Annotated in this window: 25 protein-coding genes and 3 pseudogenes; 14 read left to right on the forward strand and 14 right to left on the reverse strand. The window is 70.4% G+C overall.

Features of this window, described 5'->3' with window-relative positions:
• The first annotated feature begins 175 nt into the window (after positions 1 to 175).
• From OG936_RS07270 to OG936_RS07280, 3 genes are all read left to right on the forward strand, one after another.
• A complete protein-coding gene (locus OG936_RS07270) occupies positions 176 to 1,123 on the forward strand; it encodes a glycerophosphodiester phosphodiesterase (protein ID WP_406493340.1) in 948 nt (315 codons plus the stop codon).
• Between the two features lie 81 nt (positions 1,124 to 1,204).
• Positions 1,205 to 1,747: a methylated-DNA--[protein]-cysteine S-methyltransferase gene (locus OG936_RS07275; protein WP_406493342.1), complete on the forward strand. Its 543-nt coding sequence runs from the start codon at positions 1,205 to 1,207 to the stop codon at positions 1,745 to 1,747.
• 117 nt (positions 1,748 to 1,864) lie between these two features.
• Positions 1,865 to 3,247 carry an MFS transporter gene (locus tag OG936_RS07280; protein ID WP_406493344.1) on the forward strand — a complete coding sequence of 461 codons (1,383 nt, stop codon included), beginning with the start codon at positions 1,865 to 1,867 and terminating at the stop codon, positions 3,245 to 3,247.
• A 22-nt stretch (positions 3,248 to 3,269) separates the two neighbouring features.
• On the opposite strand, the gene OG936_RS07285 is transcribed toward OG936_RS07280, so the two are convergent.
• The gene (locus tag OG936_RS07285) at positions 3,270 to 3,632 is read right to left on the reverse strand and encodes a cupin domain-containing protein (RefSeq protein ID WP_406493345.1); all 363 of its coding nucleotides are present in this window, start codon (positions 3,630 to 3,632) and stop codon (positions 3,270 to 3,272) included.
• Between the two features lie 121 nt (positions 3,633 to 3,753).
• Between OG936_RS07285 and OG936_RS07290 the strand changes: the two genes are divergently transcribed.
• Positions 3,754 to 4,737, forward strand: a complete 984-nt coding sequence (locus OG936_RS07290; protein WP_406493347.1) for a pseudouridine-5'-phosphate glycosidase — start codon at positions 3,754 to 3,756, stop codon at positions 4,735 to 4,737.
• 104 nt (positions 4,738 to 4,841) lie between these two features.
• Positions 4,842 to 5,756, forward strand: coding sequence for a carbohydrate kinase family protein (locus OG936_RS07295; protein WP_406500344.1), 915 nt, complete (start codon positions 4,842 to 4,844; stop codon positions 5,754 to 5,756).
• A gap of 31 nt (positions 5,757 to 5,787) precedes the next feature.
• Here the strand turns inward: OG936_RS07295 and OG936_RS07300 are convergent.
• The 3 genes and pseudogenes from OG936_RS07300 to OG936_RS07310 form a co-directional block, all read right to left on the reverse strand.
• Positions 5,788 to 5,991: pseudogene (locus tag OG936_RS07300) on the reverse strand (uridine kinase); the annotation flags it as partial.
• A 247-nt stretch (positions 5,992 to 6,238) separates the two neighbouring features.
• Entirely contained in the window at positions 6,239 to 6,745 is a 507-nt protein-coding gene (locus tag OG936_RS07305) for a cupin domain-containing protein (protein WP_406493349.1), read from the reverse strand.
• Positions 6,746 to 6,920: 175 nt separating this feature from the next.
• Positions 6,921 to 7,613, reverse strand: coding sequence for a winged helix-turn-helix transcriptional regulator (locus OG936_RS07310; protein ID WP_406493351.1), 693 nt, complete (start codon positions 7,611 to 7,613; stop codon positions 6,921 to 6,923).
• Between the two features lie 86 nt (positions 7,614 to 7,699).
• On the opposite strand from OG936_RS07310, the gene OG936_RS07315 reads away from it, so the two are divergent.
• Positions 7,700 to 8,911, forward strand: coding sequence for a pyridoxal phosphate-dependent aminotransferase (locus OG936_RS07315; RefSeq protein WP_266906994.1), 1,212 nt, complete (start codon positions 7,700 to 7,702; stop codon positions 8,909 to 8,911).
• A 13-nt stretch (positions 8,912 to 8,924) separates the two neighbouring features.
• Positions 8,925 to 9,611, forward strand: coding sequence for a peptidase (locus OG936_RS07320; protein WP_383749983.1), 687 nt, complete (start codon positions 8,925 to 8,927; stop codon positions 9,609 to 9,611).
• A gap of 275 nt (positions 9,612 to 9,886) precedes the next feature.
• Here the strand turns inward: OG936_RS07320 and OG936_RS07325 are convergent.
• Both OG936_RS07325 and OG936_RS07330 read right to left on the reverse strand, forming a co-directional pair.
• Positions 9,887 to 9,972 (reverse strand): annotated as a pseudogene (locus OG936_RS07325).
• 31 nt (positions 9,973 to 10,003) lie between these two features.
• Positions 10,004 to 10,735 carry a hypothetical protein gene (locus tag OG936_RS07330; protein ID WP_266745558.1) on the reverse strand — a complete coding sequence of 244 codons (732 nt, stop codon included), beginning with the start codon at positions 10,733 to 10,735 and terminating at the stop codon, positions 10,004 to 10,006.
• A gap of 373 nt (positions 10,736 to 11,108) precedes the next feature.
• On the opposite strand from OG936_RS07330, the gene OG936_RS07335 reads away from it, so the two are divergent.
• The 3 genes from OG936_RS07335 to OG936_RS07345 all read left to right on the forward strand — a co-directional run bounded on the left by OG936_RS07335 (position 11,109) and on the right by OG936_RS07345 (position 12,076).
• Entirely contained in the window at positions 11,109 to 11,618 is a 510-nt protein-coding gene (locus OG936_RS07335; protein ID WP_406493354.1) for a DUF3574 domain-containing protein, read from the forward strand.
• 72 nt (positions 11,619 to 11,690) lie between these two features.
• Positions 11,691 to 11,828, forward strand: coding sequence for a hypothetical protein (locus OG936_RS07340; protein WP_406493355.1), 138 nt, complete (start codon positions 11,691 to 11,693; stop codon positions 11,826 to 11,828).
• Entirely contained in the window at positions 11,825 to 12,076 is a 252-nt protein-coding gene (locus OG936_RS07345; protein WP_406493356.1) for a TetR-like C-terminal domain-containing protein, read from the forward strand. The genes OG936_RS07340 and OG936_RS07345 overlap by 4 nt, the downstream gene beginning before the upstream one ends.
• Before the next feature lie 32 nt (positions 12,077 to 12,108).
• Here the strand turns inward: OG936_RS07345 and OG936_RS07350 are convergent, their stop codons facing one another.
• The 3 genes from OG936_RS07350 to OG936_RS07360 form a co-directional block, all read right to left on the reverse strand.
• Positions 12,109 to 13,443: an SWIM zinc finger family protein gene (locus OG936_RS07350; protein ID WP_406493358.1), complete on the reverse strand. Its 1,335-nt coding sequence runs from the start codon at positions 13,441 to 13,443 to the stop codon at positions 12,109 to 12,111.
• On the reverse strand, positions 13,440 to 16,430 hold the full coding sequence (locus OG936_RS07355) for an SNF2-related protein (protein WP_406493359.1): 2,991 nt from the start codon (positions 16,428 to 16,430) through the stop codon (positions 13,440 to 13,442). Before OG936_RS07355 ends, OG936_RS07350 begins: the two co-directional genes overlap by 4 nt.
• 181 nt (positions 16,431 to 16,611) lie before the next feature.
• Positions 16,612 to 17,631 carry an SPFH domain-containing protein gene (locus OG936_RS07360; protein ID WP_406493361.1) on the reverse strand — a complete coding sequence of 340 codons (1,020 nt, stop codon included), beginning with the start codon at positions 17,629 to 17,631 and terminating at the stop codon, positions 16,612 to 16,614.
• A 257-nt stretch (positions 17,632 to 17,888) separates the two neighbouring features.
• Between OG936_RS07360 and OG936_RS07365 the strand changes: the two genes are divergently transcribed.
• Entirely contained in the window at positions 17,889 to 18,236 is a 348-nt protein-coding gene (locus OG936_RS07365) for a hypothetical protein (RefSeq protein WP_383750000.1), read from the forward strand.
• A 141-nt stretch (positions 18,237 to 18,377) separates the two neighbouring features.
• Here OG936_RS07365 and OG936_RS07370 read toward each other — a convergent pair whose 3' ends face one another.
• On the reverse strand, positions 18,378 to 19,496 hold the full coding sequence (locus OG936_RS07370; RefSeq protein WP_406493362.1) for an ADP-ribosylglycohydrolase family protein: 1,119 nt from the start codon (positions 19,494 to 19,496) through the stop codon (positions 18,378 to 18,380).
• A gap of 79 nt (positions 19,497 to 19,575) precedes the next feature.
• Between OG936_RS07370 and OG936_RS07375 the strand changes: the two genes are divergently transcribed.
• Positions 19,576 to 19,854 carry a DUF6343 family protein gene (locus OG936_RS07375; protein WP_406493364.1) on the forward strand — a complete coding sequence of 93 codons (279 nt, stop codon included), beginning with the start codon at positions 19,576 to 19,578 and terminating at the stop codon, positions 19,852 to 19,854.
• Between the two features lie 54 nt (positions 19,855 to 19,908).
• Here the strand turns inward: OG936_RS07375 and OG936_RS07380 are convergent, their stop codons facing one another.
• The 3 genes from OG936_RS07380 to OG936_RS07390 form a co-directional block, all read right to left on the reverse strand.
• The gene (locus OG936_RS07380) at positions 19,909 to 20,277 is read right to left on the reverse strand and encodes a tetratricopeptide repeat protein (protein ID WP_383750005.1); all 369 of its coding nucleotides are present in this window, start codon (positions 20,275 to 20,277) and stop codon (positions 19,909 to 19,911) included.
• A 68-nt stretch (positions 20,278 to 20,345) separates the two neighbouring features.
• Complete coding sequence (coaE, locus tag OG936_RS07385; protein WP_406493366.1) at positions 20,346 to 20,948, reverse strand: dephospho-CoA kinase; 603 nt, start codon at positions 20,946 to 20,948, stop codon at positions 20,346 to 20,348.
• Between the two features lie 42 nt (positions 20,949 to 20,990).
• Positions 20,991 to 21,911 carry a PAC2 family protein gene (locus tag OG936_RS07390; protein ID WP_406500345.1) on the reverse strand — a complete coding sequence of 307 codons (921 nt, stop codon included), beginning with the start codon at positions 21,909 to 21,911 and terminating at the stop codon, positions 20,991 to 20,993.
• A 405-nt stretch (positions 21,912 to 22,316) separates the two neighbouring features.
• Between OG936_RS07390 and OG936_RS07395 the strand changes: the two are divergent.
• Positions 22,317 to 22,817, forward strand: a pseudogene (locus OG936_RS07395) (sheath polysaccharide-degrading enzyme); the annotation flags it as partial.
• A gap of 117 nt (positions 22,818 to 22,934) precedes the next feature.
• Here OG936_RS07395 and rpsA read toward each other — a convergent pair.
• Positions 22,935 to 24,446: a 30S ribosomal protein S1 gene (gene rpsA, locus OG936_RS07400; protein ID WP_266362176.1), complete on the reverse strand. Its 1,512-nt coding sequence runs from the start codon at positions 24,444 to 24,446 to the stop codon at positions 22,935 to 22,937.
• Between the two features lie 398 nt (positions 24,447 to 24,844).
• Between rpsA and OG936_RS07405 the strand changes: the two genes are divergently transcribed.
• Complete coding sequence (locus OG936_RS07405; RefSeq protein ID WP_406493368.1) at positions 24,845 to 25,657, forward strand: class I SAM-dependent methyltransferase; 813 nt, start codon at positions 24,845 to 24,847, stop codon at positions 25,655 to 25,657.
• The last annotated feature ends 81 nt before the right edge of the window (positions 25,658 to 25,738 follow it).

The raw sequence follows: 25,738 nt of genomic DNA on the forward strand, positions 1-25,738 counted from the left end.
CCTAAGGCGCGAGGCCCGGCAGACAAACAGAAGAGCTGCATTTTATCGACACGGAAATCGGTCCGTGACCCGGTCTCAGGAGCGGCGTTCGCGTTGTGGCCATCATTCGCCTGTCCCCCGTTGGGGGACGACTGCCACTCTCGGCCCGTCCGTAACTCTGACGCGAGGAGTACACGTGTACGCACGTACCGCCACCGCCACCGCCGCCGTCGTTGCCACCGCCCTCATGGGCGCCGGCGCCCTCCCGATGTCGACCACTGATACGCGGACCACGAGCACGGTCACGGCCGGGCACACCAGCACGACGGGCATCCGGACCGTGAGTGCCCGGACCGAGGACACGAAGCCGGACGCTCCGGCCGTCTTCGCCCACCGGGGCGCTTCGGCCTATGCGCCGGAGAACACCCTGGCGGCCGTCGACAAGGCCGACGCCCTCGGTTTCGACTGGGTGGAGAACGACGTCCAGTTCACCAAGGAAGGCGTGCTGGTGGTCGTGCACGACACCGATCTGAAGCGGACCACCGATGTCGAGGAGGTCTTCCCGGACCGCGCGCCGTGGGCGGTCAAGGACTTCACGGCCGCCGAGATCGCCCGGCTGGACGCGGGCAGCTGGTTCGGTCCGCAGTTCGCCGGTACCCAGGTGCCCACCCTCAATCAGTACCTGGACCGGATCGAGCGCAACCACCAGAATCTGCTGCTGGAGATCAAGAGCCCGGAGATCTATCCGGGCATCGAGAAGGAGACCCTGCGGGTGCTGGGCAAGAAGGGGTGGCTCGACCGCGATCACGTCAAGCACCGGCTCGTCATCCAGAGCTTCGGCGCGGACAGCGTGAAGAAGGTGCACGAGCAGCGTCCGGACGTCACGACCGGCTTCCTCGGTACCCCGGCGGTGGTCGATCTGCCCTCGTACGCGGCGTTCACCGACCAGATCAATCCCTCGTACACGTCGATCTCCGCCGACTATGTGAAGGCGGTGCATGCGCTGAAGGGCGCACACGGCAAGAAGCTCCGGGTCAACACCTGGACGGTCAACGACGCGGCGACCGCCACGAAGGTGGCGGGCTTCGGCGTCGACGGAATCATCACCAACACCCCAGATGTGGTGCGCGAGGCCATGGGCTGACAGCTCGGCCGCCCCGGCTCCGCAGCCCGTTTCCCCCGGCTCCGTGGCCCGTTGTCAGTGGTCGGCCGTACGGTGGTTTCCATGAACAGCAACGGGGTTGTCGAGTGGGCCGTCGTCGAGAGCGACATCGGCCCGCTGCTGCTGTCCGCGACCGATGCGGGGCTGGTGAGCGTGGTCTTCCATGCCCGTCCCGAGGTCAGGGAGAAGGCGGTCGGGCAGTTGCGGACGCGACTGGGTGCGGAGCCGGTGGAGAATCCCGGCTCCGCACGGCTCGCCGAGCCGATACGCCAGCTCGCGGAGTATTTCGCGGGCTCGTTGCGGGAGTTCACGCTGGACCTTGACTGGTCGCTGACATCCGGTTTCAACCGCCAGGTGCTCCGCGAGCTGGCGACGGGGGTGCCCTACGGGGCGGTCGCCGGATACGGGGACCTGGCCGAGCGCGTGGGGCAGCCGGGGGCCGCGCAGGCGGTCGGGGCGGCCATGGGCTCCAATCCGCTGCCGGTAGTGGTGCCGTGCCACCGGGTGGTGGAGAGCGACGGCGGACTCGGCGGGTTCGGCGGGGGCCTCGAAACCAAGCGGAAGCTGCTGGCTCTGGAGGGTGTGCTGCCACAGCCGCTGTTCTGATTCGGGTCGCGGGGAGGGCTGGTCCTTCCCGATCCGTAGCCCTGCCGTGGCCTTTCCATGGCCCCGCCCGGACCGAACCCGGATTCGTACCCGTGTACGGGCTGGCACACTGCGTCAGTGACCAACACCTTCGACTCACCTGACACCCCCACCGAGTCCGGCCTTCCCGGCGCCGGCCCGGTCACGGCGGACGAACTGCCCGGACTGCGGCGCAGAACGTCCGCGGTGCTCGTGGCCAGCCAGATACTCGGCGGCCTCGGCGTGCCCATCGGTATCGCCCTTGCCCCGGTCCTGGCCACGGAGGTGAGCGGTTCCGAGGCGCTGTCCGGTCTGGCCCCGACCGCGTCGGTGACCGGTACGGCGCTGTTCTCACTGCCGCTGGCCGCGTTGATGATCTCACGGGGACGGCGCCCCGGTCTCGTGCTGGCGTATCTGATCGGTGCGCTCGGCGCGGGGCTCGTGGTCCTGGCCACCGTCGTGGAGAGTTTCCCGCTGCTGCTGCTCGGCATGGCCGGGTTCGGTGCCGGCTCCTCGGCCAATCTGCAGGCCCGGTTCGCCGCCGCGGATCTGGTCGAGCCCGACCGGCGCGGCCGGGCGATCTCCACCGTCATCTGGGCCACGACGATCGGTTCGGTTCTGGGGCCGAACATCGCGGCCCCGGTGGGACATGTCTTCCGCGGCACCGCGATATCCGAACAGGCGGGTCCGTTCTTCTTCGCGGCCGGGATCTTTCTGCTGGCCGCCCTGGTGGTCTGGGCGCTGCTGCGGCCGGATCCACTGCTCACCGCGCGGGCGCTGGCGCCGCAGGAGAGCGAGTCCCCCGCAGGCCGTTCGCTGCGTGCCGGTATCGCGGCGGTCCGGGCGTCTCCGATGGCGCGGCTGGCGCTGGTGACGGTGGCCGTCTCGCACACCGCGATGGTCTCGATCATGGTGATGACCCCCGTCGATATGGGCCATCACGGCGCCGGGCTCCAGCTGATCGGCCTGGTCATCAGCGGCCACATCGCGGGTATGTACGCGTTCTCCCCGGTAATGGGCCGGCTGTCCGACCGGTTCGGCCGGCTTACCGTGATCGGCCTGGCGGTCGGGTTGCTCTCCTGCGCCGCACTTCTGGCCGGCACGGCGGGCGCCAGTCACGGGCAGACGGCGGCCGGTCTCTTCGTGCTCGGGCTGGGCTGGTCGGCCGGGCTGGTAGCGGGTTCGGCACTGCTCACCGACTCCGTGCCGCAGCCCGCCCGCGCCGCCGTGCAGGGTCTGTCGGATCTGACCATGAACACGGCAGCGGGCATCGGCGGCGTGATCGCCGGAGTGATCGTCGCCCGGGCGAGCTACGGCTGGCTGAACGTGGTCGGCGCATGCCTGCTGCTGCCCATGGCTGCGCTCGCCCTGCGCCAGGCACTCACCCGGCCCGCGGCACACGCCGAGACAGCAGCCCCGGGTACGGCGCCGGCAGCGACTGCACCCGGGGCACCTGCTGCCCCCTCCTCCGACGACGTCTGAGGCTGCCGAGGCTGCCGAGGCTTCACAGGCTGATGTGGTACGCCTTGCGCAGCGTCTCGTGCACGGTCCACGTCGTACGGTCGCCCTCGCGCAGTACGCAGGCGTCCCCCGGCCCGATCTCCAGCGCGGCCCCGCCCTCGACGGCCACGGTCGCGCGCCCGCTGACGACTACGAACAGCTCATTGGCCTCGGTGTCGGTGACCACTCCGGGAGTGATCTGCCAGATCCCGCGCACCTGCTTGCCGTCGGGCGACTCCCAGAGCACCTTGCCGGTCACCACGGGGTCGCCCGAGACGATCTGTGCCGGGTCGAGCGGTTCCGGTTCGAGTTCGGCAGCCGGAATGTGCACGGTGAACGAGGCGGGAGCTTGATCAAGTGTGGTCATGACTGGTCACCCTAGCGACCGCTCCGGAGCGACTCGGCACCAGGACCGGGAGAACATGCGCAGAAGACGAGTAGTCCCGCAGCACGTTTGAGGCCGGCGCGCCCGCGACAGGGATGTGGACATGTCATTGAATGCGTCGCACAGCGCACATTCCTTCGCCCCCGTCCTCTCCACCGAGGTACGGGCGGCCCTCGCCACGCACCACCCCGTCGTGGCTCTGGAGTCGACGATCATCGCCCACGGCCTGCCGCGCCCACGCAATCTGCGGGTCGCCGAGGAGCTCGAAGGGCTCGTACGGTCCGCGGGCGCGGTGCCCGCCACGATCGCCGTACTCGACGGACGGGCCCACATCGGCCTGGACAAGGACCGGTTGGAGCGGGTTGCCACCGACCCGGCGATCCGGAAGCTGGGCCACCGGGACCTCGCACCGGCTCTGGCGGCGGGCGCGAGCGGGGCGACGACCGTGTCCGCGACGGCGTTCCTGGCCGCGCACGCGGGCCTGCGCGTCTTCGCGACCGGCGGTCTCGGCGGCGTACACCGGGGCTGGACGGAGACCCAGGACGAGTCCGCGGACCTCCGGCTCCTCGCGCGGACCGGCATCACCGTGGTGTGCGCGGGGGTGAAGTCGGTCCTCGACGTTCCCGCGACGTTGCAGCGTCTGGAGACGCTCGGTGTCGGCGTGCTCGGTTACGGCACCGACCGTTTTCCCGGCTTCTACCTGAACAGCTCGGGCGAACCGGTCGACTGGACCGTACGGACGCCCGAGGAGGTCGCGGAGGTGATGCGGGCCCAGGACGCGCTCGGCGGTCCCGGTTCCGCGCTGATCGTCGCCAACCCCGTGTCCGTGGAAGATCAGTTGGACCCCGCGCTCCATGACCGCGTGCTGGCCGAGGCCCTGGACGCGTGCCGGGAGCGCGGCATCGTGGGCCAGGCCGTCACTCCGTTCCTGCTGGACCGGCTGATGCGTGGGACCGGGGGCGCTTCGCTGGAGGCCAATCTGGCGGCCGTACGCGGAAACGTATCGCTTGCCACGCGGATCTCCGGTGCGTGGGCCGCCGCCGCGCAGGACACGACATCGCGCCGGAGCCCGGCGGCCGGTCAATGACCGACGACAGGCCGATCACCGGTGACGGGCCGATGGCCGACGACGGACCGATGGCCGACAGCAGGCCGATGGCGGACCACAGGCCGAAGACCAACAGCGGGTCAATGACCAACAGCGGGCCGATGAGCGGCGGCGGTCTGCTCGTCGTCGGGGACGTGGTCACCGACGTAGTGGCCCGGCATGCGACGGCACTGGTCCACGGTACCGACACCTCGGCCCGGATCCGTACTCTCCCCGGCGGCGCGGGCGCCAACGTCGCCTGCTGGGCGGCGCGTTCGGGCTGCCGCGACGTACGGCTGCTGGCCCGCGTCGGCGCCGACCGTGCGGTCTGGCACCGTGACGCGCTCCGACGGGCAGGGGTACGTTGTCTGCTGGCCGTGGACGACGACGTGCCGACCGCCACCGTCGTCGCCCTCGTCGATGCCGCCGCCGAGCGCACCTTCCTCACCGACAGCGGTGCCGTGCTCCGTCTCTCCCCCGGCGACTGGTCGACGTCGATGCTCGACGGCATCGCCCATCTCCATCTCTCCGGATACCTCCTCTTCGCCGCGACGAGCCGGGCGACGGCCCTGCTCGCCCTGCGGGAGGCCCGGCGGCGGGGGGTCACGGTGAGCGTCGACCCGGCGTCGGCCGGCTTCCTCGCCGAGCTGGGCGTCGACCGGTTCCTGACAGTCGTGGAGGGCACGGATCTGCTGCTGCCCAATGCGGACGAGGCCCGGCTGCTCACCGGACTACCCGAACCGGCCGACGCGGCGGCCAAGTTGAGCCTTCAGGTGCCCCGGGTGGTCGTCACGCTCGGCGGGGACGGGGCCCTGCTGGCCGTCGCGGGCACGGTGACCCGGCGCATCCCGGCTGTTCAGGTGCGGGGTGCCGTGGACTCGACGGGTGCGGGCGACGCGTTCACCGGCGGCTTCCTCGCGGCGCACCTCGCGGGGGCGGACGACACCTCGGCCGTGGCGGCGGGCTGCCGGTCGGGGGCGGAGGCGGTCACCACCGTGGGGGGCCGCCCCGGTCCATGACGCACCCGGCTCGCCGGATCGGCCCCGCCCGTTACCCGCTCCGCCCCCACCCGGTCCAGGCGGGGTGCATGGGATCGTCGGCCCGTACGAGCGCGTCCGCGCGTCCGCCGGGCGCCACCTCGTCCTCGTACCGCGCGAAAGCGGGCAGGGTCCAGCGCTCGCCCGCCCCGGTACGCCGCCGCAGTGCGCCCGGCGACAACCGCAGATGGACGCTCAGGTCGAACGGGAACCAGTGCAGGAAGCACTGCGCAGGTACTGGGCGGCGGCGCTGGGGCGTATCCCCGAGCTGAAGTTCGAGGTGGTGGACGTCCGGGCGAGCGTCCATGCCCTGGTGATCGACTATCGCAACCAGATCGGCGGCCGGGTCAGTGAGGTGCTGACCTTCCGCGACGGCCTGGTGAGTCCGGCTTCGGGGCATACGGGGAGACGCTCGCCGACTGACGACCGCGCCGGCGGCGGTGGGCGGGTGCGCGTCACGCCGTCTACTTCTTCGCGCCGCAGTCCACCGCGTCGGCGTCGTCCGAGAGGGCGCTGCCCTCGGGCAGGAGATACGTCGCCCAGATCACCACAGGTTCGGTCCCCAGGTTGCGTCCGATGTGGCGGTGCTTGGCCCCGGACGGCTCGATGAAGGACGAGCCCGCGGATATCACCTCGACCGAGCAGTCGTCCATAGTGCGCGTCAGCGTCCCGGACTTGACGACGGCGATGACCTGACCGCTATGAGTGTGCCAGCCGGTGGAGCCGCCCGGCTCGACGGTGATGGTCCGGAAGGTCACGTCGGTGCGGCCGTTCGGGGTCTTCACCTCCAGCTTCCCCGTCGATGTGCCCTTCGCGAGCACCGTGCCACTCACACCGCTGCCGGGTGTGGCGACGGCTGCCGACGGCACGAAGCCGAGCGCGTCCGCGCGGCCGTCCGTGCCCAGGACTTTGGCGAGTCGCGCCTGCTGTACGCGCCGCCCACGGTTCCCCTGCTGTCTTCCGGCCTTCACATGCGACTCCTCTGCCTCGGGGTTCCGGAAGCATCCTGGACACCCCGGACCGGACGTCCCGAACCGGAACCCCGGACCGGAAATCCGGAACCGGTCATGTCAAATGCCCCCACGCTACCCGCGAGTTGACCCGCGAAACCCTCGCGTTCCGACGGTCGCCCCCGCGCCGTCCCGGTCATTCGCCGCGGAGTTCGGCGACGAGCGGCCCGTCGCCAGACACCTCGATGCGCCCGTCCTTGACGGCCTCGGTAAGCGTCAACTCCCCCCGTCCGAGCGCCAGGCAGACCTCGACGTCGAGGGCGATACGGGCATCGGCATGGTCGGCTGGGCCATCCCCGTAGACCGCCTGTGCAGCCGTCGGATTCCCCGTCCCCCCGGCCGTCGCACCACCGGCGCGTACATGGAACTCGCCCTCGTCCAGCCGGACTTCGACGACTCCGGCATGGGTCAGCCCGTCCAGCGCGCGCAGCAGCGGAAGCGCGAACCAGTGCGCCCGCACCGCATCGGTGGGCCGCCGCTCGGTGAGCGCGGGCGCGCCCCACTCCGCGAGGGCGGCGAGTACGGGCAGCAGTCCGCGGCCGCGCCCCGTCAGTTCGTACACCGAGGCCGCGGCGGGCGGTGGGAGCCTGCGGCGGGTGGCCAGGCCGCCCTGCTCCATGTCCTTGAGCCGGGAGGCGAGGACGTCGGTACTGACGCCCGGCAGGTCGGCGTGGAGGTCGGTGTAGCGGCGGGGGCCCGCCAGCAGTTCACGGACGATCAGCAGGGTCCACCGGTCGCCCACGGAATCGAGGGAGCGTGCGGTGGCGCAGAACTGGTCGTAACTCCGGCGGCGGGCCGGGCGGGTTGCGGACTGTTGCTGACGTGGCATGCGACGCAGTCTAGACATGTTGTTGGACTTTCCAAGCCCGAGCTTGGTAAAACCAAGTATCGCAATCAGGTCGGGGAGGCCACCGCATGGAATTCCGGCAGTCCAGCAAGCTCAACGAGGTCTGCTACGAGATCCGGGGCCCGGTCATCGAGCACGCCAACGCCCTGGAGGAGGCGGGCCACAGCGTGCTCCGCCTCAACACGGGCAATCCGGCACTCTTCGGTTTCGAGGCGCCGGAGGAGGTCGTCCAGGACATGATCCGGATGCTTCCGCAGGCCCACGGCTACACCGATTCGCGCGGCATCCTGTCCGCCCGCCGGGCGGTGGCGCAGCGCTACCAGGCGATGGGGCTGGCGGACGTCGGGGTCGACGACATCTTTCTCGGCAACGGCGTCTCGGAGCTGATCTCCATGGCCGTCCAGGCGCTCCTGGAGGACGGTGACGAGGTGCTCGTCCCGTCCCCCGACTATCCGCTGTGGACCGCGGTGGTGACCCTCGCGGGCGGCAAGGCCGTGCACTACACCTGTGACGAGGCCTCGGACTGGAACCCGGACCTCGCGGACATGGCGTCGAAGATCACCGACCGCACCAGGGCCGTCGTGATCATCAACCCGAACAACCCGACCGGTGCCGTCTACCCGCGCGAGGTCCTCGAAGGCATCCTCGATCTGGCGCGCAGGCACGGCCTGATGGTCCTCGCCGACGAGATCTACGATCAGATCCTCTACGACGACGCCGAGCACCACAGTGTGGCGGTCCTCGCCCCCGACCTGGTCTGCCTCACCTTCAGCGGTCTGTCGAAGACGTACCGGGTGGCGGGGTTCCGCTCCGGCTGGATGGTGGTCTCCGGCCCGCAGCAGCACGCCCGCAACTATCTGGAGGGGCTTACCACGCTCGCCTCCATGCGCCTGTGCCCCAACGCGCCCGCGCAGTACGCCATCCAGGCGGCGCTCGGCGGGCGGCAGTCGATCCGGGAACTGGTCGCGCCCGGCGGCAGGCTGTACGAGCAGCGCAACCGGGCCTGGGAGAAGCTGAACGAGATCCCGGGCGTGTCGTGCGTGAAGCCGAAGGGCGCGCTGTACGCGTTCCCGCGCATCGACCCGAAGGTGCATCCGATCGTCGACGACGAGAAGTTCGTCCTGGACCTGCTGCTGCGGGAGAAGATCCAGGTCGTGCAGGGCACTGGCTTCAACTGGCCGCGGCCCGACCACTTCCGGATCCTGACCCTCCCGTACGCTGACGATCTCGACGCGGCGATCAGCCGCATCGGCCGTTTCCTGACCGGATACCGCCAGTGATCGGATGCCCCCGGTGACCTGCCCCGTCTGCCGCGTTCCCGTCCTCACCCAGTTCGCCTCGCCCGAACTCGTCGGCCCGATCGTCGAGGGCGGACTCGATCCGGCCACCGATCCCGCGTGGGCGGAGTCGGGAGCGGCGTCACCCGCCGAGTACGCGCGCTGGTCCGGTCATCTGTGCGGCGTGACCTGCCTGCGCATGGCGCTCGGCGCCGGGGAGGGCTCGGGCGCCGTATCGGCCCGGGCCGCCGGGGCCCCGTCCCTGTTCGCGCTGCGCGACGGGGCGCTCAAGTACGGCGCGTACACGGAGGATGCCGAGGGGGTGATCCGGGGCCTGATCTACGCGCCCTTCGCACAGTACGTACGGGAAGTGCACGGACTCGACGCCACGGTCCACCGCCACCTCTCCGTGCGGGAGATCCTCGATCTGCTGGACGGCGGCCGGACCGTCATGGCCTCGGTGCACTACGGCATCCGGCATCCGGAGCGGCCCGCTCCGGGGCTCGGCGGGCATCTGGTGCTGCTGACGTCCCGTACGGCCGACGGCGCCGGTGTCCACTTCCACAACCCCTCGGGCACGACGGCCGGGACGCGTGTCGCGGACCTTCCGCTGCCCGGTTTCGAGCGCTTCTTCGCGAGGCGCGGGGTGTCGCTGCCCGCGAGCGGCGCGTTGTCCGGAACGGGAGCGGGCCCGGGGGCGTAGCCGGCCCCCGAGCCCTGGTGTGCCACCCATGCGGCACGCCGACACTTTTAAGGACCCATGTCAGGTTTATGTCGCCGCGTCCTGCCTTTAGACGACCGCAGATCGAAGCTCTGCGAGCCGGAGTCGAACCGGCATCTCGACGCCCATGGGCACGGGCCCGTTTGATTCGGCGATGGGTGGCGAATGCTGAGTCTGGAGCAAGAGTCTGAGATTGATCGCGGTCTGCCTCTGCCATTTGGGCTACCCCGGCCCGTTCATGTGCGGGCCGCACAGAATGCCGGGGGGAGGACTCGAACCTCCACTGGAACCGCGTCATCACGACAAGCTTCAGTTTCAGCTTGCGCTCCTCGCGCACCCCGGCCGCAGTGAACGGCCGGGGAATCAATGGTCGGTCACCCGAAGAGGTAACCGAATACCGCATCACCCACCCGCTGGTCGGTGACGTCCACGCCGTTGGCCTCCTCGCGGGCGAACTTCACGGCCTGCTGGAGCTTCTCCACCCGGTCCAGCAGTTCGTTGACCCGCCGCGCGGGCAGGGCTCCGGAGAACTTCACGGTCGTCCAGTACCCGATCGGAACGTCCTCGTAGTACACCTCGACCTGCGCCGGATGCTTGTCGGTGGCCTCCGCCTTCACGTGGTTGCGGGGCACCTTCTTCGTACGGAGCGTCCTCACCGGCTCGGTCTTCCAGGAGTCCGTCGACGGGTCCTGGGTCCAGGCTTCGGCGGCGTCGAGCACAGGAAGCCTGCGGACAAAGGTGTTGATGTCCGTCAGCTGCTTCTCCAGGAAGAGCAGATACGACACCGGCACCTCGCTCACGAGGACCCGTCCGTCGACCTTCACATCCGCGCGGGCCGCGCAGTTCGCCCAGTCCTTCGTGGCGGTCACATCGAAGAGCCGGGTCAGGGTCGTCGCGGTCTGTCGCAGCACGTCCTCGGCCTTGATCTGCACGAGCGTCGACTCGGGCGGCAGCTGCTCACCCTCCTCGTCCTTCGGCTGATACGTCCGGGAGATCCCGGCCAGCAGACCGGTCTTCTGAAGGCCGTGATGCGCCGCCGTCAGGTCCTGGTGAGCCTTGGACTTGACGCCCTTCTCCACTGCGATGATCTGATTGAGTTTCGCCACATCGAGGAAGCTAGCAGCGCCGAGCCGATGGGAACCAAGGGTTTTTTCACAGCAACGCCCTTCAACGGGCCATCGGAGGCGCGGGGTACGCGGGCGCGGCGGGATTTCGGTGAATCCCTCGGATTCGGTGAAGCAGCGGGATTCGGTGAAACCCCTGGGTTCCGTGAAGCAGTGGGATTCGGTGAAACCCCTGGGTTCCGTGAAGCAGTGGGATTCCGGTGACGCCCCGGTCCGACCCGTACGGGTGGTTTCCGGTGGGTGCTCCCATGTCCTGCCGCCGTCCGGCGCGCGTCGCTTGCCACAGTAAGCCCCGCGCATCCGCTCCGCAGGCCCTCACGGACCCCCGCGCAGACTCCGAACGAAGGTTCCCGCCTTGCCTCGCTTCCCCCACTTCACCCGTACGAAGGGCCTCACCGGCCCGAAGCAGCACACCGCACTCACCGCTGCCGCCCTGACCGTCCTGGCCGTGGGCACACCGGTCGCGTACGCCACGCTCGGCAACGAATCCCCCTCCGCCTCGCGGCCCGCAGCATCGTCCGTCGCCGTGCGCGGGAAGGCCTACATCGAGACCCGGCTGTTCTTCGGCACCGAACGCCCTGACGGCGGAGTGACTGTGACCGATCGTCAATTCCTTGCGTTCATCGACGAAGAGGTCACACCGCGCTTCCCGAACGGGCTGACCATCAAGGACGGCCGCGGCCAGTGGCGCGACTCCAAAGGGGTCATCGAACGGGAGCGCAGCTACGAACTGACCCTGCTCTACCCCGCGTCCGAGGCCCGCGTACGCGATGCCCAGATCGAGCGGATCCGCGACGCCTACGAGAAAGCCTACGCCCAGGACTCGGTGGCTCGGCTCGAAGAGCACACGACCGCCGACTTCTGACACCCGACCGCCGACTTCCGGAACAAGACGACGATCTACCACTGGTGGCCCTCGAAACCGGCGCTCCTGCGGGTGGCCCTGATCCATGCCCGGGTCCTCGACATCGACATCCCCGACACGGGCAGCCTCCGCGGTGATCTGATCGCCCTCACCGAACAGATCACCGCCTGCTCACCGACGGGCGCACCGAACCCGTCGCCCGCGCCATGACCTCGGGCACCGGCCTGCCCGACGACGAACTCGCCGCCCTCACCCGCGACTTCTTCGCCGATCGCTTCTCCCGTGAACAGCCGGTCTTCACCCGCGCCGCCGCCCGCGGCGAACTCCCCGTGGACGCCGACCCGATGCTGCTGCTGGAACTGATCGCGGGGGCGGTCCGGATGCGGGTGCTGTTCCGCCGCGAACCGGTGCCGGCGGACTTCGCCCGGGATGTCGTCGATGCCGTACTGCCTCGCTGACGGCGCCGGGAACGGGCGCGGTCCGGTCGGGTTCAGCCCCCGCCGAGTTCCATGAGTGCGCCCACCGGGTCGGAGTCCGGGGTGGCGCGGGGCCACCAGTCGTCCTCGCCCGGCTCGGATTCGTAGCCGTACCAACGGCCGTCGTGGCCGAAGCGGAGCTGGAGTGTGCCGCTGGGGTGGGTGAGGTGGTTGCGCCAGGGGTGGAAGCGGGGGAAGTCGGCGGCAGCGAGCGCGGGGCGGGCGCGGTCGAAGGGGCCGGCCGGAGGGTCCCAGGGTGTTTCGAGGACGGCCAGTCCTTCGGCGCCGCCCTGGCGCCAGGCTGCGACGGCCCGGGCCAGGTCGGTGGGGGTGCGGCCGGTGGCGTACGCCAGCTCGCGGTAGAGGGCGCGGGTGGTCGCGGTGAGTCCGGCGGTGGGCCGGGACGCGGCCAGCCGCACCGCGTCCTGCCAGGCGGTGAGACCGGCGAGCGGGTCGAGGCCGGTGGTGAGGAGCGCGTGCGCACGGGCCGCCGCGTCCGTGGCCAGGTGGTCGAGGGCGAGCGGCTCGCGGGCGCCGGGCAGGCTCGGGTACGAGGGTGGCTGCCCCGGGTGCGGCAGGACCGGGAGCGGGGCGGGGAGCGGCGGGAGGTAGCGGTCCGCAAGGGCTTCGCCGGCCGGCACGGAGGGGGTGGCGGGGGCGGCGGGGCGTTCCCGGGCGGAGTGCGCGGCGTTGCGGCGGCCCAGCTCTTCGAGGAGTTCGCGCTCGCCCCGGCCGCGCAGCAGCAGAAGGACGAACGGGTCGGCGTCCAGGAGCCGGGCCATCTGGTAGCAGAGGGCGGCCACATGCTTGCAGGGCCAGCCGTGATCGGGGCAGGAACAGCCGGGATCGAGATCGCCCGCGGTGGGCAGCAGCCCGATGCCGGCCTCGGCCGCCGTCTCGGCCAGCGAGTGCGGCATCTCCTTGGCGAGCAGTGCGGCGAGGTGACCGGGGCGGGCAGCCACCTCGTCCAGGAAGATGTCCCAGTCGGCATCGGTGAACGACCGCAGACGCAGCTCGGCGCGGTAGGGGCGGGGGCGGCTGCCGTGGACGTAGGCGACGACTCGTCCAGGGGTGACGGTGATCGCGGCGACCTTGCCGCTGTCGGCGTACGTACGGCCGCGGAAGAGCCGTCCCTCGTCCATCGACAGGGATTCCAGGGCGGCCACCCAGGCGCGGCCCCACCAGCTGTCCGCGAAGGGTTCGTCGCCGTCGCACGTGCGGGGCGGCACGGCCTCGAAGGTGCGCCGCAGATCGTCGGGGCCGGGGCGTGACCTGGCCACCGGCCGACCGGCCGGCCGGGGCTCGGGGCGGGCGTACGGACGGGGCAGGGGCTGCGGGCGGGGGCTCATGACGGCGGCCTCCGGAGCGAGACGAGATCGGCCAGGTCGCGGTCGCTGAGCTCGGTCAGCGCGGTCTCGCCGGTGCCGAGGACCGTGTCGGCCAGGACCCGCTTGGTCCGCAGGAGCTCGTCGATCCGGTCCTCGACCGTGCCCTCCGCGATCAGCCGGTGCACCTGCACGGGCTGTGTCTGGCCGATGCGGTACGCCCGGTCCGTGGCCTGTTCCTCGACGGCCGGGTTCCACCAGCGGTCGTAGTGGATGACGTGGGCGGCCCTGGTGAGGTTCAGTCCGGTGCCCGCCGCCTTGAGGGAGAGCAGGAAGACCGGGACCTCGCCGGACTGGAAGCGGTCCACCATCCGTTCCCGCTCGGCGACCGGTGTGCCGCCGTGCAGGAGCTGGGAGGGGACGGCGCGCGAGGCGAGGTGGGCGGAGAGGAGCCGGGCCATCGTCACGTACTGGGTGAAGATGAGGACGGAGCCGTCCTCGGCGAGGATCGTGTCGAGGAGTTCGTCGAGCAGGGCGAGCTTTCCCGAACGGCCGGTGAGTCGGGTCGGCTCCTCCTTCAGATACTGCGCGGGGTGATTGCAGATCTGCTTGAGCGAGGCCAGCAGTTTCATGATCAGACCGCGCCGGGCGATGCCCTCCGAGGCCTCGATGAACGCCATCGTCTCGCGGACCGCCGCCTCGTAGAGCGTGGCCTGTTCGCGGGTGAGGAAGACGGGGTGGTCGGTCTCCGTCTTGGGCGGCAGCTCGGGGGCGATGCCCGGGTCCGACTTCTTGCGGCGCAGGAGAAAGGGCCGGACCAGCCGGGAGAGCCGTTCGACCGCTTCGTCGTTGGCGAGCCCGGCGGCCGTACCGGTGTTCTCGACGATACGGGCGTGGCGGGCCCGGAACGCCTTGAGCGGGCCGAGCAGTCCGGGAGTCGTCCAGTCGAGCAGGGCCCACAGCTCGGAGAGGTTGTTCTCCACGGGCGTGCCGGTGAGGGCGACCCTCGCCGGGGCCGGGATGGTGCGCAGCGCCTTCGCCGTGGAGGAGTGCGGGTTCTTCACGTGTTGGGCCTCGTCGGCGACGATCAGTCCCCAGCTGTGGTCGGCGAGTTGCGCCGCGCTCGAACGCATCGTGCCGTACGTGGTGAGGACGAAACCGCCGTCGGGATCGGCGAGTGTGCGGCCGGTGCCGTGGAAGCGGCGCACGGGGACGCCGGGGGCGAAGCGGTTGATCTCCCGGTGCCAGTTGCCGAGGAGGGAGGCGGGGCAGATCACCAGAGTGGGCGCGGGGTGGGCGCGGTGCAGATGCAGGGCGATGAGGGTGATCGTCTTGCCCAGGCCCATGTCGTCGGCGAGGCAGCCGCCGAGGCCGAGCGAGGTCATCCGGTCCAGCCAGGCCAGGCCGCGCAGTTGGTAGTCGCGGAGCGTGGCGTCGAGACCGGGCGGCGGGGCGATGGTGGTGTCGTCGGCGGTGATGCGGGTCCGGAGCGCGGCCAGCGCGCCGACGGGCACCGCTTCGACCTGTTCTCCGTCGACTTCGGCGCTGCCGGTCAGCGCGACGGCGAGGGCGTCGACCGGATCGAGCAGCCCGAGCTCCCGCTTGCGCGCCTTGCGCACGAGCGCGGGGTCGACGACGACCCACTGGTCCCGCAGCCGCACCACCGGCCGGTGGGCCTCCGCGAGAGCGTCCATCTCCGCCTCGGTCAGCCGCTCGTCGCCCAGCGACAACTGCCAGTCGAAGGAGAAGAGCTGCTCGGCGTCGAAGAACGAGGTGCCGTCGGTGGCGGAGCCGGGCGCGGGCCGCACGACGGTGGCGGCGGTGAGGGAACGGGCGAGCTCCCTGGGCCAGTGGATGCTCACCCCGGCCGCCGTCAGCCGGGCTCCGGCGTCGCCCAGCAACTCGTACAGCTCGTCCTCGTCGAGCGCGAGCACATCGGGTACCGGCTGGTCCAGCAGCCGCTCCAGCGGCGTCCAGACGCGGGCGGCGCGGCGCAGTGCGAGCACCGCGTCGATCCTGGCCCGGGGACCGAACGGCTCTCCGGCCCCGCCGTGCCACAGGGCGGCGGCGTCGACGACGTAGGTCGGGTCGGCCAGGCTGTGCACCTGGGTGATGGCCGCGGCGGCGTGCCGCGCAGCGCCGGGACGGACATCCGCGGCCGTCGCGGCGGAGGCGTCGTCGTCGATGCCGTTTCGGCCGTTGTCGGCGTCGTGGCCGTGGCCGTCGCCGTCGTTTTCGTGGTGGACGGCGTACGTATCCGCCGTGTCGAAGAGTTCGTATGCCGCCAGGTCGAGGCGCAGCGAGACCCGTACGCCCGCGTCGAGCCCCGCCGCGACTTCGACGGCCCAGTCACGGGCTTCCGGCAGATGCTGGGCCTCGCGGGCCGCGAAAGGTGCCCCCATCGCGTATGCGGCGGCGGGCGTACGGGGCAAGGTGTCGGCCACCGCGTCGAGGAACGTCCCGAGCAGCCACTCCGGGTCGGGGACCTGGAGCGGTGCGCGGTCCGGGAGCGGGACCGCGTACCCCTCGGCCGGCATGGCGGCGGCGATCGCACGGAGGTGGGCGATGTCCTCGGCATCGCGCGGTCCGGCCCGCCAGGCGTCGTGGTCGTCGCCTGTCAGGCCGGGAAGCAGTCTGCCGCGCGCCACCAGGTTGAGTGACTGGAGCGCGGCGGCGCCCCAGCAGCGGGTCGCGGGGTGGGCGGACCGCTGGTGCCGGGCGCGGGCCAGCAGCGGCACGGCCTCGCACAGGGGCAGCAGGACCGCGGGCACCGCACACCGTCGGACGCCGTCCTGCTGTCCGTGCCGACGGACGACGGTGATCTCCGCGGCGGCCGCACCGGGCGCCGCACCCTCACGATCCGCGGAACCGGCCTGCTCCGGGAGGGGGCCGCCATCGGGATCCCAGAAGGCGACGCGCCCGTCCCTCGGCAGCGATGCCGGAAGGAAGACGGCTGCACATCTCAGAAGGCGGACGGCGGACTCGTCCAGCCGGTGTTCTGCCGTGGTCATCGGCCCCCTCCCGTCCCGCCCTGTTCCTCTTGATCGTCCTGATCCCTATGACTCCTGCGAGTCTAGGCGGGGGGTCTGACAACCGGTCGCGCACCCGTATTCCAGCAGGTCAGAAGTTCAGCGCGTGGTTCAACGCCCGGTCCGGCACCCGGTCCATCGCCGGGATGGATCCACGCATGCCTCAGTGCCTGGCGAACGGCTTCGAACGAGACGGCCGCGCGGGTGCGGTGCCCGCGAGAACAGCGGGCGTGGGTACAGGCGCCCCGGACTGCGACTTCTGCGCCCGCGTCCGTGGCTGCGGCTGTGCCTGACCGGTGCGCTCGGGCTGCGCCTGGGCCGGACGCTCGGGCTGCGCCTGGGCCGGACGCTCGGGCTGCGCCTGCGCGGGACGCTGCGGCGGCCGCACGGCCTGCCGCGGCTGCAGCTCCGTCTGCTGGCCGGGCTGCTGGGCCCTCTCCAGGAAGCGGAGCAGCTCCACCGGGAACGGAAGCACCAGCGTGGAGTTCTTCTCGGCCGCAACCGCGACCACCGTCTGCAGCAGGCGCAGCTGGAGCGCGGCCGGCTGGCTGGACATCTCCTTCGCCGCCTCGGCGAGCTTCTTCGACGCCTGAAGCTCGGCGTCCGCGTTGATGACGCGGGCCCGCCGCTCACGGTCGGCCTCGGCCTGCCGGGCCATGGAGCGCTTCATCGTCTCGGGCAACGAGACGTCCTTGATCTCCACGCGGTCGATCTGCACGCCCCACCCGACCGCCGGGCTGTCGATCATCAGCTCAAGACCCTGATTCAGCTTCTCGCGGTTGGACAGCAGATCGTCGAGGTCGCTCTTGCCGATGATCGACCGCAGTGAGGTCTGTGCCATCTGCGAGACCGCGAACCGGTAGTCCTCCACCTGGATCACAGCATTCGCCGCGTCCACCACCTTGAAGTAGATGACAGCGTCGACCCGCACCGTCACGTTGTCCCGGGTGATCCCGTCCTGCGCGGGCACCGGCATCGTCACGATCTGCATATTGACCTTGTGCAGCCGGTCGATGCCGGGGATCACCATGGTGAATCCGGGCCCTCGCACATCGTTACGAAGCCTGCCGAGCCGCAGCACGACACCCCGCTCGTACTGCTTGACGACCTTGGCCGCCGCCGACAGGTACAACGCACCCGCCGAGGCCGCAGCCACTGTCGCGATCACGAGCTCCTGGACCATGACGGCCCCCTGAATGCCGGAAATACCGAAACACGACAATCAATCGCTATTACCACGGTATGCCCACTATCAACCGATATGAACATGGGTCGCGGCTCTCCGCTTACGGCTGTCCCCCGCCCGGCCCCGCCCCGGATGCCGGGTCGCCGGGGAGCGGGCAGGGTGACCAGCGTCAGCACGTTCTCCGTGGCGTACGCAGTGCCGTGGCGCGAGCGGTGCCGACGGCTGAGCCGGACGAGACAGACGAGGACCCGCCCATGCCTGTGATCGATCACCGACGCCGCCTTCTCGGCACAGCGGCCGGGACCGTGCTCCTGACCCTCACCGTCGCAGGCTGTTCCGGCCTCGGCCGGACCGCGGTCGGGCCGGTCACCTACACGACGGAGCGGAACGCCGTGATCATGGTGAACAGCCCCTCGGTGAAGGGCTGCCACCGGCTCGCTCCCGCAGGTGCCAAGGAAGTGACCAACGGCACCCTGATCGACATCATTCTGTACCGCACACCCGACTGCACCGGGCCGGGTACGACGTACGTCGCGACGACGGTCAGCGACGTCACCGGGGTCCGTAACCTCCCGTGGCGCAGCTTCACCACGGTCCACTGACCGGTGGTCACCCCGCCTGCACTGACGGACTGACCAGCCGTCGCCACTATTGCACCGACTGCATGACCAGCCGTCAACAGCGGCGTTCCGAGGGATCGTTGGCGTCGAAGCCGTCAGCATCGACGCCGTACGGCCGGCCCGTCAGTACACCGGGTACCGCTCGGCCGGCCACGCGACCGCGTGCTCGAACTCCACGCACAGGTCGTCAGCCACCTCCGTGATCACCGCACGTCCTTCGGTCGCAACCAGCCAGGACGGCGGAAGGTGTACGTCCCCGTGGCGGGCGCCGAGCAGATTACCGCAGACCGCACCGGTGGAGTCGCTGTCGCCCGAGTGGTTGACGGAGAGCAGCAGCGACTGGGCCACCTGGTCGGCGCCCGGCAGCACCAGGGCGCAGTACACGGCGATGGCGAGGGCCTCCTCGGCCACCCAGCCCGCGCCCAGCGCCTCCACCTTCTCGGCGGTCGGCTCGCCTTCCGCGGCCAGGTCGACGGCCGCGCGCAGGGCCGCCATCGTCTCCTCGTGCCCAGGGTGGCGGCGCAGCAGCTCCATGGCCCGCAGTACCGCGCCCGCCATCGAGTCGCCCTCCAGGAGATGGGCGACGATCGCGGCGAACGCACCGGCGGCGTACGCACCGGTCGGGTGGCCGTGGGTGATCTGCGCGCACCAGTGGGCGAGCCGGAAGCCCGCCTCGGCGCCCTTCCCCACCAGTCCGAAGGGAGCGGACCGCATCACCGTGCCGCACCCCTTGGACCCGGTGTTGACGGGACCGGGCTCGCCGAGCCGCCTCGACGGTTCGGGGACATGGCCGGTCGCGAGGCCCGTCAGGCAGGCATTGCCGGGGGCCCGGCGCGCGTACAGCCAGGGCTGCTGCCTGAGCCAGCCGGTCCGCACCGGATTGTCGGCTCCCCGGGCCGGCGGAGCCGGGTGGTTCTGGGTATCCAGCCAGCGCAGGTACGCGTTCCGCACGATCCCGATCTCGGCGCCGCCGACCCCCTTCGACATCGCGCGGGAATGGGCCCTGATGAGGCCCTCGGCGGTGAACAGGGTCATCTGCGTGTCGTCCGTGACACGTCCGACGACCCCTTCCTCGTCCGCGAGAAGTTCCTGTACGCCGTGTTCACCGTGCGCGCGGCGGATGCCGGCGAGCGAGAGGAACTCCACGGGATTCCCCAGGGCGTCCCCGATCGCTCCGCCCAGCAGACAGCCCCGGACCCTTGCCCTGCGACCGACGCGGTCCCCCCACGATGTGCCGTTCACACACGATCCCCTCAATCCCATGTCGGTATGTCCCCAAAACGGCGTCGCGGGTCCATCCTGGTAGGAGAGGGCGATTGCCATGCGTACAGGTAATGAACCGACGACTGCCCGCAGTCCTCTGCGGCTGCGGCTCGGCCTGAGTCTATGGGGGCTGGCCTGGGCCGTCTTCGGGCTGACGGTGTTCACGCTGACCGACCGCCCGGGGTGGGCCGCCGCCTGCGGTGCGCTGCTTCTGCTGGTCCTCGTGGACATGGCGGTGATCGTCCACCACATCCACCAGGGCCCGCACTACCAGCCGGGGCGCAATATTCCGCCGTACGAACCCGACCACGGCGGGCGCGGCAGGTACGGGCACTGACCGGGACGCGACGTCCGCCGGGCGGCCATGCCGCCCGGCGGGGCGGTGTCGGGGTCAGCTCTCCGTACGGAAACGGGCCGCCTTCAGGTACTCCGGGTTCGGGTCGAGGGCCGCGGCCAGCCGGAAATGACGGGCGGCCCGGTGGGAACGGCCGGAGCGTTCGAAAGTGCGCGCGAGCGCGAAGTGCGCGAAGGCGTTGTCCGGTTCACGCTCCAGGACGAGTTCGAATTCGAGCTCGGCGGGACGCAGTTGGGCGGCGGCAAAGAAGGCACGCGCCCGCAGCAGCCGGGCGGCCGTGTTCTCCGGATGGGCCGCGATCACCGAGTCCAGGAGCTTCACCGCGCCCCGGGGGTCGCGCGCCGCCAGCAGGTGTTCGGCCGCGCGGAAGTCGATGACGTCGGTTTCCGGGGTCCTCTCGGGCACGATTGCATCCTTCCCTTCACTACGCGGCTCTCAACACCCGGCCGGGGCCCGGTATTCCGGTACGGACATCAGCCGGCCGCGGCCCGCTTCGTCAGCTCCGACCAGACCTTGCGGACCTGCGGCTCCAGTTCCTCCAGCGGTCCGTCGTTGTCGATGATCAGGTCGGCCACGGCACGCCGCTGCTCCCGGGTGGCCTGCGCGGCCATCCGGGCGCGGGCCTCGGACTCGGTCATGCCGCGCAGCCGTACGAGCCGGTCGAGCTGCGTCTGCGGACCGGCGTCCACGACGACGACCAGGTCGTAGAGCGGGGCGAGGCCGTTCTCGGCGAGGAGGGGAACGTCGTGGACGACGACCGCGTCGGGGCCCGCGGCCCGTTCCAGTTCTGCGGAACGGGCACCGACCAGCGGGTGGACGATCGCGTTGAGGGTGGCGAGCCGGTCGGCGTCGGAGAACACGATCGAGCCGAGCCTGGGGCGGTCCAGGGTGCCGTCGGCGGTGAGGATGTCCGCGCCGAACGCCTCGACGACGGCCGCAAGCCCCGGGGTCCCCGGCTCGACGACCTCCCGGGCGATACGGTCCGCGTCGATCAGCACCGCTCCGTACCCCACGAGCATCCGTGACACTTCACTCTTGCCGGCGCCGATCCCGCCGGTCAGGCCCACTTTCAGCATGCCGGGCAGCCTAGTGCCCCTCCGGCAGGCCGGTGGGGCCGGTCAGATGTCTCCCTCGCGCTCCGCGAGGAACCGCTCGAATTCGAGACCGATCTCGTCGGCCGACGGCAGGTCGACCGGCTCGGCCACCAGATTGCCCCGGGTCTCGGAGCCCGCGACCGCGTCGTACTGGTGCTCAAGGCCCTCGATGAGCGAGACGAGCTCCTCGTCGCCCTGGTCGATCTGCCGGTCGATCTCGGTCTGGGTGCGGTGGGCCTCTGTACGCAGCGTATGGGCGACGGTCGGCAGGACCAGGCCCGTCGCGGCCGTGATCGCCTCCAGGGCGGTGAGCGCCGCGTCCGGGTATGCGGAGCGGGCGACGTAGTGCGGCACGTGGGCGGCGACGCCGAGGACGTCGTGTCCGGCCTCCATCAGCCGGTACTCCACCAGGGCCTCGGCGGAGCCGGGGACCTGCGCCTCGTCGAACGGGCTGCGGTGGCCGGGCATGAGGTCCGTGCGGTTGCCGTGCGGGGTGACGCCGACGGGGCGGGTGTGCGGGACGCCCATCGGGATGCCGTGGAAGTTCACCGCGAGGCGGACGCCGAGGCGCTCGACGATCTGCTCGACGGCGGTGGCGAAGCGCTCCCACTCCACATCGGGCTCGGGCCCGGAAAGCAGCAGGAAGGGCGCCCCGGTCGCGTCCTGGACGACCCGGACGTCCAGCGTCGGCGTCTCGTAGGCCGCCCAGCGATCACGTCGGAAGGTGAGCAGCGGGCGCCGCGCGCGATAGTCGACGAGCCGGTCGTGGTCGAAGCGGGCGACGACCTGGTGCGGCAGCGTTTCGAGCAGGCCGTCGACGATCTGTTCACCGGTCTCGCCCGCGTCGATGTATCCGTCGAAGTGGTAGAGCATGACCAGGCCGGCCGACTCCTGGGCGAGCGCCATGTCGACGACGGCCAGTCCCTTCGGCTCCCATTCGTACAAACTCTGCGGATCAAGCACGGTTACCGCTCCTCCTCGTGTTCCCTGAGAAGAACGCCGGACGGGGCACGAGCATTCCCGGACCATGCCCCTTCACCCAGCGGTTCATGCCAGAACTTGCGCGAGAACGCGGGTGTGCTGTGCCGTCACCGCCTACGGGACGTTGCCGGTACGAGACGTTGCCGGTAAAGACGCTGACATTCATGTTGGTGAACACCTCGACGTGAGCGTCGAGTTGACGACGGAAGCCGAGTCGCACCGGTCATCTGTGAACAATGGTCCACACCTTGACGCGGCCTCACCTCGTTCCTACCGTCACTGGGCAGCAAGTTCAGGGACTCGCCCTACGTTCACGTACGGGAACCTCTCGAACTCCTCCGACGGGAAGGCAAACCCCCATGCGCACCCGCACGCTGCTACGACACCGGGCACGACGGCCGAGGCATGGGCGAGGGCATCTACGTCGGCACGGCGGGCAACCTCTCCGACCGTAGCGACCGGGTCCAGATCCTGAACAACACGATCGGCCCCGGGGTCGGCGGCAAGAACGTCGATATCGAGGAGGGCACCACCGGGGCGGAGATCATCGGCAACATCTTCGACGGCAGCGGCCTGACCGGCGCCAACTACGACGACTCCTGGGTCGATGTGAAGGGCGACGACGTCCTGGTCGACGGCAACAAGAGCTCCCGTACGACCAACAATGGCTACGAGACCCACACCCCGCAGAGCGGCTGGGGCTGCGGCACCGTCTTCCGCAACAACATCTCGGACCTGTCCGGCTCCACGGGCAACAAGCAGATCGCGTTCAACGTCACCAACTACAGCGCGAGTTGTCCGACCACCGTCTACAGCAGCAACACGGCGACCGGCGGCAAGGGCCTGACCAACATCACCGTGACGCCGTAACGGCCCACGCGGCGACCTCGCACGGCCCCGGACATGAGTGAGGCCCGCCCCCCGAAGGGAGCGGGCCTCACTTTTCAGCTACTGCGGTCGATCACCGACCGGAGGGGGCACGGAGCGTCAGCTCTGGCCGCCCGCCAGCTTCTCGCGCAGGGCAGCCAGGGCCTCGTCCGACGCCAGGGCGCCGGAGTTGTCCGCGGACTCCGAGGAGTACGAGCCGCCACCGCTGCCGCCGGAGGCAGCCGGGGCGCCACCGGCCGGGGCAGCAGCGCCCTCGGCAGCAGCGGCCTCGTCGGCCTCGCGGGACTTGATGACCTGGGCCTGGTGCTGCTCGAAGCGCTGCTGCGCCTCGGCGTACTGCGTCTCCCACGCCTCGCGCTGGGTCTCGTAGCCCTCGAGCCAGTCGTTGGTCTCGGGGTCGAAGCCCTCGGGGTAGATGTAGTTGCCCTGATCGTCGTAGGACGCGGCCATGCCGTACAGGGTCGGGTCGAACTCGACCGAGGCCGGGTCGGCACCGAAGGACTCGTTGGCCTGCTTCAGCGAGAGGCTGATGCGGCGACGCTCCAGGTCGATGTCGATGACCTTGACGAAGATCTCGTCGTTGACCTGGACGACCTGCTCCGGGATCTCCACGTGGCGCTCGGCCAGCTCGGAGATGTGGACCAGGCCCTCGATGCCCTCGTCGACGCGCACGAACGCACCGAAGGGAACGAGCTTGGTGACCTTACCGGGAACGACCTGCCCGATCTGGTGCGTACGGGCGAACTGCTGCCACGGGTCTTCCTGCGTCGCCTTGAGCGACAGCGAGACGCGCTCGCGGTCCATGTCGACGTCGAGAACCTCGACGGTGACTTCCTGGCCGACCTCGACAACCTCGGAGGGGTGGTCGATGTGCTTCCAGGACAGCTCGGAGACGTGCACGAGACCGTCGACGCCGCCGAGGTCCACGAACGCACCGAAGTTGACGATCGAGGAAACGACGCCGGAGCGGACCTGGCCCTTCTGCAGGGTCGTGAGGAAGGTCTGGCGGACCTCGCTCTGGGTCTGCTCCAGCCAGGCACGGCGGGACAGGACCACGTTGTTGCGGTTCTTGTCCAGCTCGATGATCTTCGCCTCGAGCTCCTTGCCCACGTAGGGCTGAAGGTCGCGGACACGACGCATCTCGACGAGCGAGGCCGGCAGGAAGCCGCGGAGGCCGATGTCGAGGATGAGACCACCCTTGACGACCTCGATGACGGTACCGGTGACGATGCCGTCCTCTTCCTTGATCTTCTCGATGGTGCCCCAGGCACGCTCGTACTGAGCGCGCTTCTTCGAGAGGATCAGGCGGCCTTCCTTGTCCTCCTTCTGGAGAACCAGGGCCTCGATCTCGTCGCCGACCTTGACGACCTCGTTCGGGTCGACGTCGTGCTTGATCGAGAGCTCGCGGCTCGGGATGACACCTTCGGTCTTGTAACCGATGTCGAGGAGAACCTCGTCCCGGTCAACCTTGACGATGACACCGTCAACGATGTCGCCGTCGTTGAAGTACTTGATCGTCTCGTCGATCGCCGCGAGGAACGCGTCCGCGTCGCCGATGTCGTTGACCGCAACCTGCGGAGTGGTGGCGGTGGTCTCGGTGCTGCTCGTCATGTGGGAAAGGGCTCCGGTACGGACAGTGAGTCGTAGGTACTGCTACGCCGAGAGCCCGTATCGCCTCTGCAGAAGCCGGACAGCCTGGGAAGCGTCCGACCCGCGAGCGGGAGGCGCCTCGTGAACCGAGGGGACATACAACAGACGCGAGCGCGGCCTGCTAGGTCTGAGGCGCGCAGGCTCGCAGCGCAACTTGTAGCATACGGGGGCAGCCGGGCACGGTCAATGCACGAAGGCGCACACCCGGGGCACAACGGCCCATATCCGGCGCAATTCGTGTTCTCCGAGGCCACATCGGCGCCGGGAGACAATTGCGTGAGCACGGAGCCGTAAGGACAGACACCCCTGGTTACGTACCGCGTGCGGCGGGGTGAAGGCAAACTACAACGACGGACACGATGAGCCAAGAGAACCACCCGGCCGAGCCCGAAGCGACACGCCGCAGCGCGTCGCAGGCCGAGAGCAGCCGGGCCAGTCGCGGCTGGTGGGACCGGAACGCCGACGAGTACCAGAGCGACCACGGCTCCTTTCTCGGCGACGACCGTTTCGTCTGGGGTCCGGAGGGGCTCGACGAGGCCGAGGCCGCTCTGCTCGGCCCCGCCGGGTCGCTGAAGGGCCTGGACGTCCTGGAGATCGGGGCGGGCGCCGCGCAGTGCTCGCGCTGGCTCGCCGCCCAGGGGGCCCGTCCGGTGGCCCTGGACCTCTCGCACCGACAGTTGCAGCACGCCCTGCGGATCGGCGACGAGGTCCCGCTGGTGGAGGCGGACGCGGGGGCGCTGCCGTTCCAGGACGCCTCCTTCGACCTGGCGTGCTCCGCCTACGGCGCCGTGCCGTTCGTCGCCGACCCCGTGCAGGTGTTCCGCGAGGTGCACCGGGTACTGCGCCCCGGGGGCCGCTGGGTCTTCTCGGTGACGCATCCGGTCCGCTGGGCGTTCCCGGACGAGCCGGGGCCCGAGGGTCTCTCGGTCGCCGCCTCGTACTTCGACCGCACCCCCTACGTCGAGCAGGACGAGCGGGGCGACGCGGTCTACGTCGAGCACCACCGGACGCTGGGCGACCGGGTGCGGGACGTGGTGGCCGGCGGATTCCGGCTCGTCGATCTCGTCGAACCGGAGTGGCCCGCCTGGAACCACCAGGAGTGGGGCGGCTGGTCCCCGCTGCGCGGGAATCTGATCCCGGGCACGGCGATCTTCGTCTGCGTACGGGACTGACGCCGGGGGCCGGTCCCGGGGCCGGAAAACGGTCTCGTGGCCGGGATGGGCCTCGGGGTACGGGAGCGGAGGCGTGTCGTA

It is taken from the genome of Streptomyces sp. NBC_00846, from assembly GCF_045207325.1.
In the GTDB taxonomy this organism is placed as follows: Bacteria; Actinomycetota; Actinomycetes; order Streptomycetales; family Streptomycetaceae; genus Streptomyces.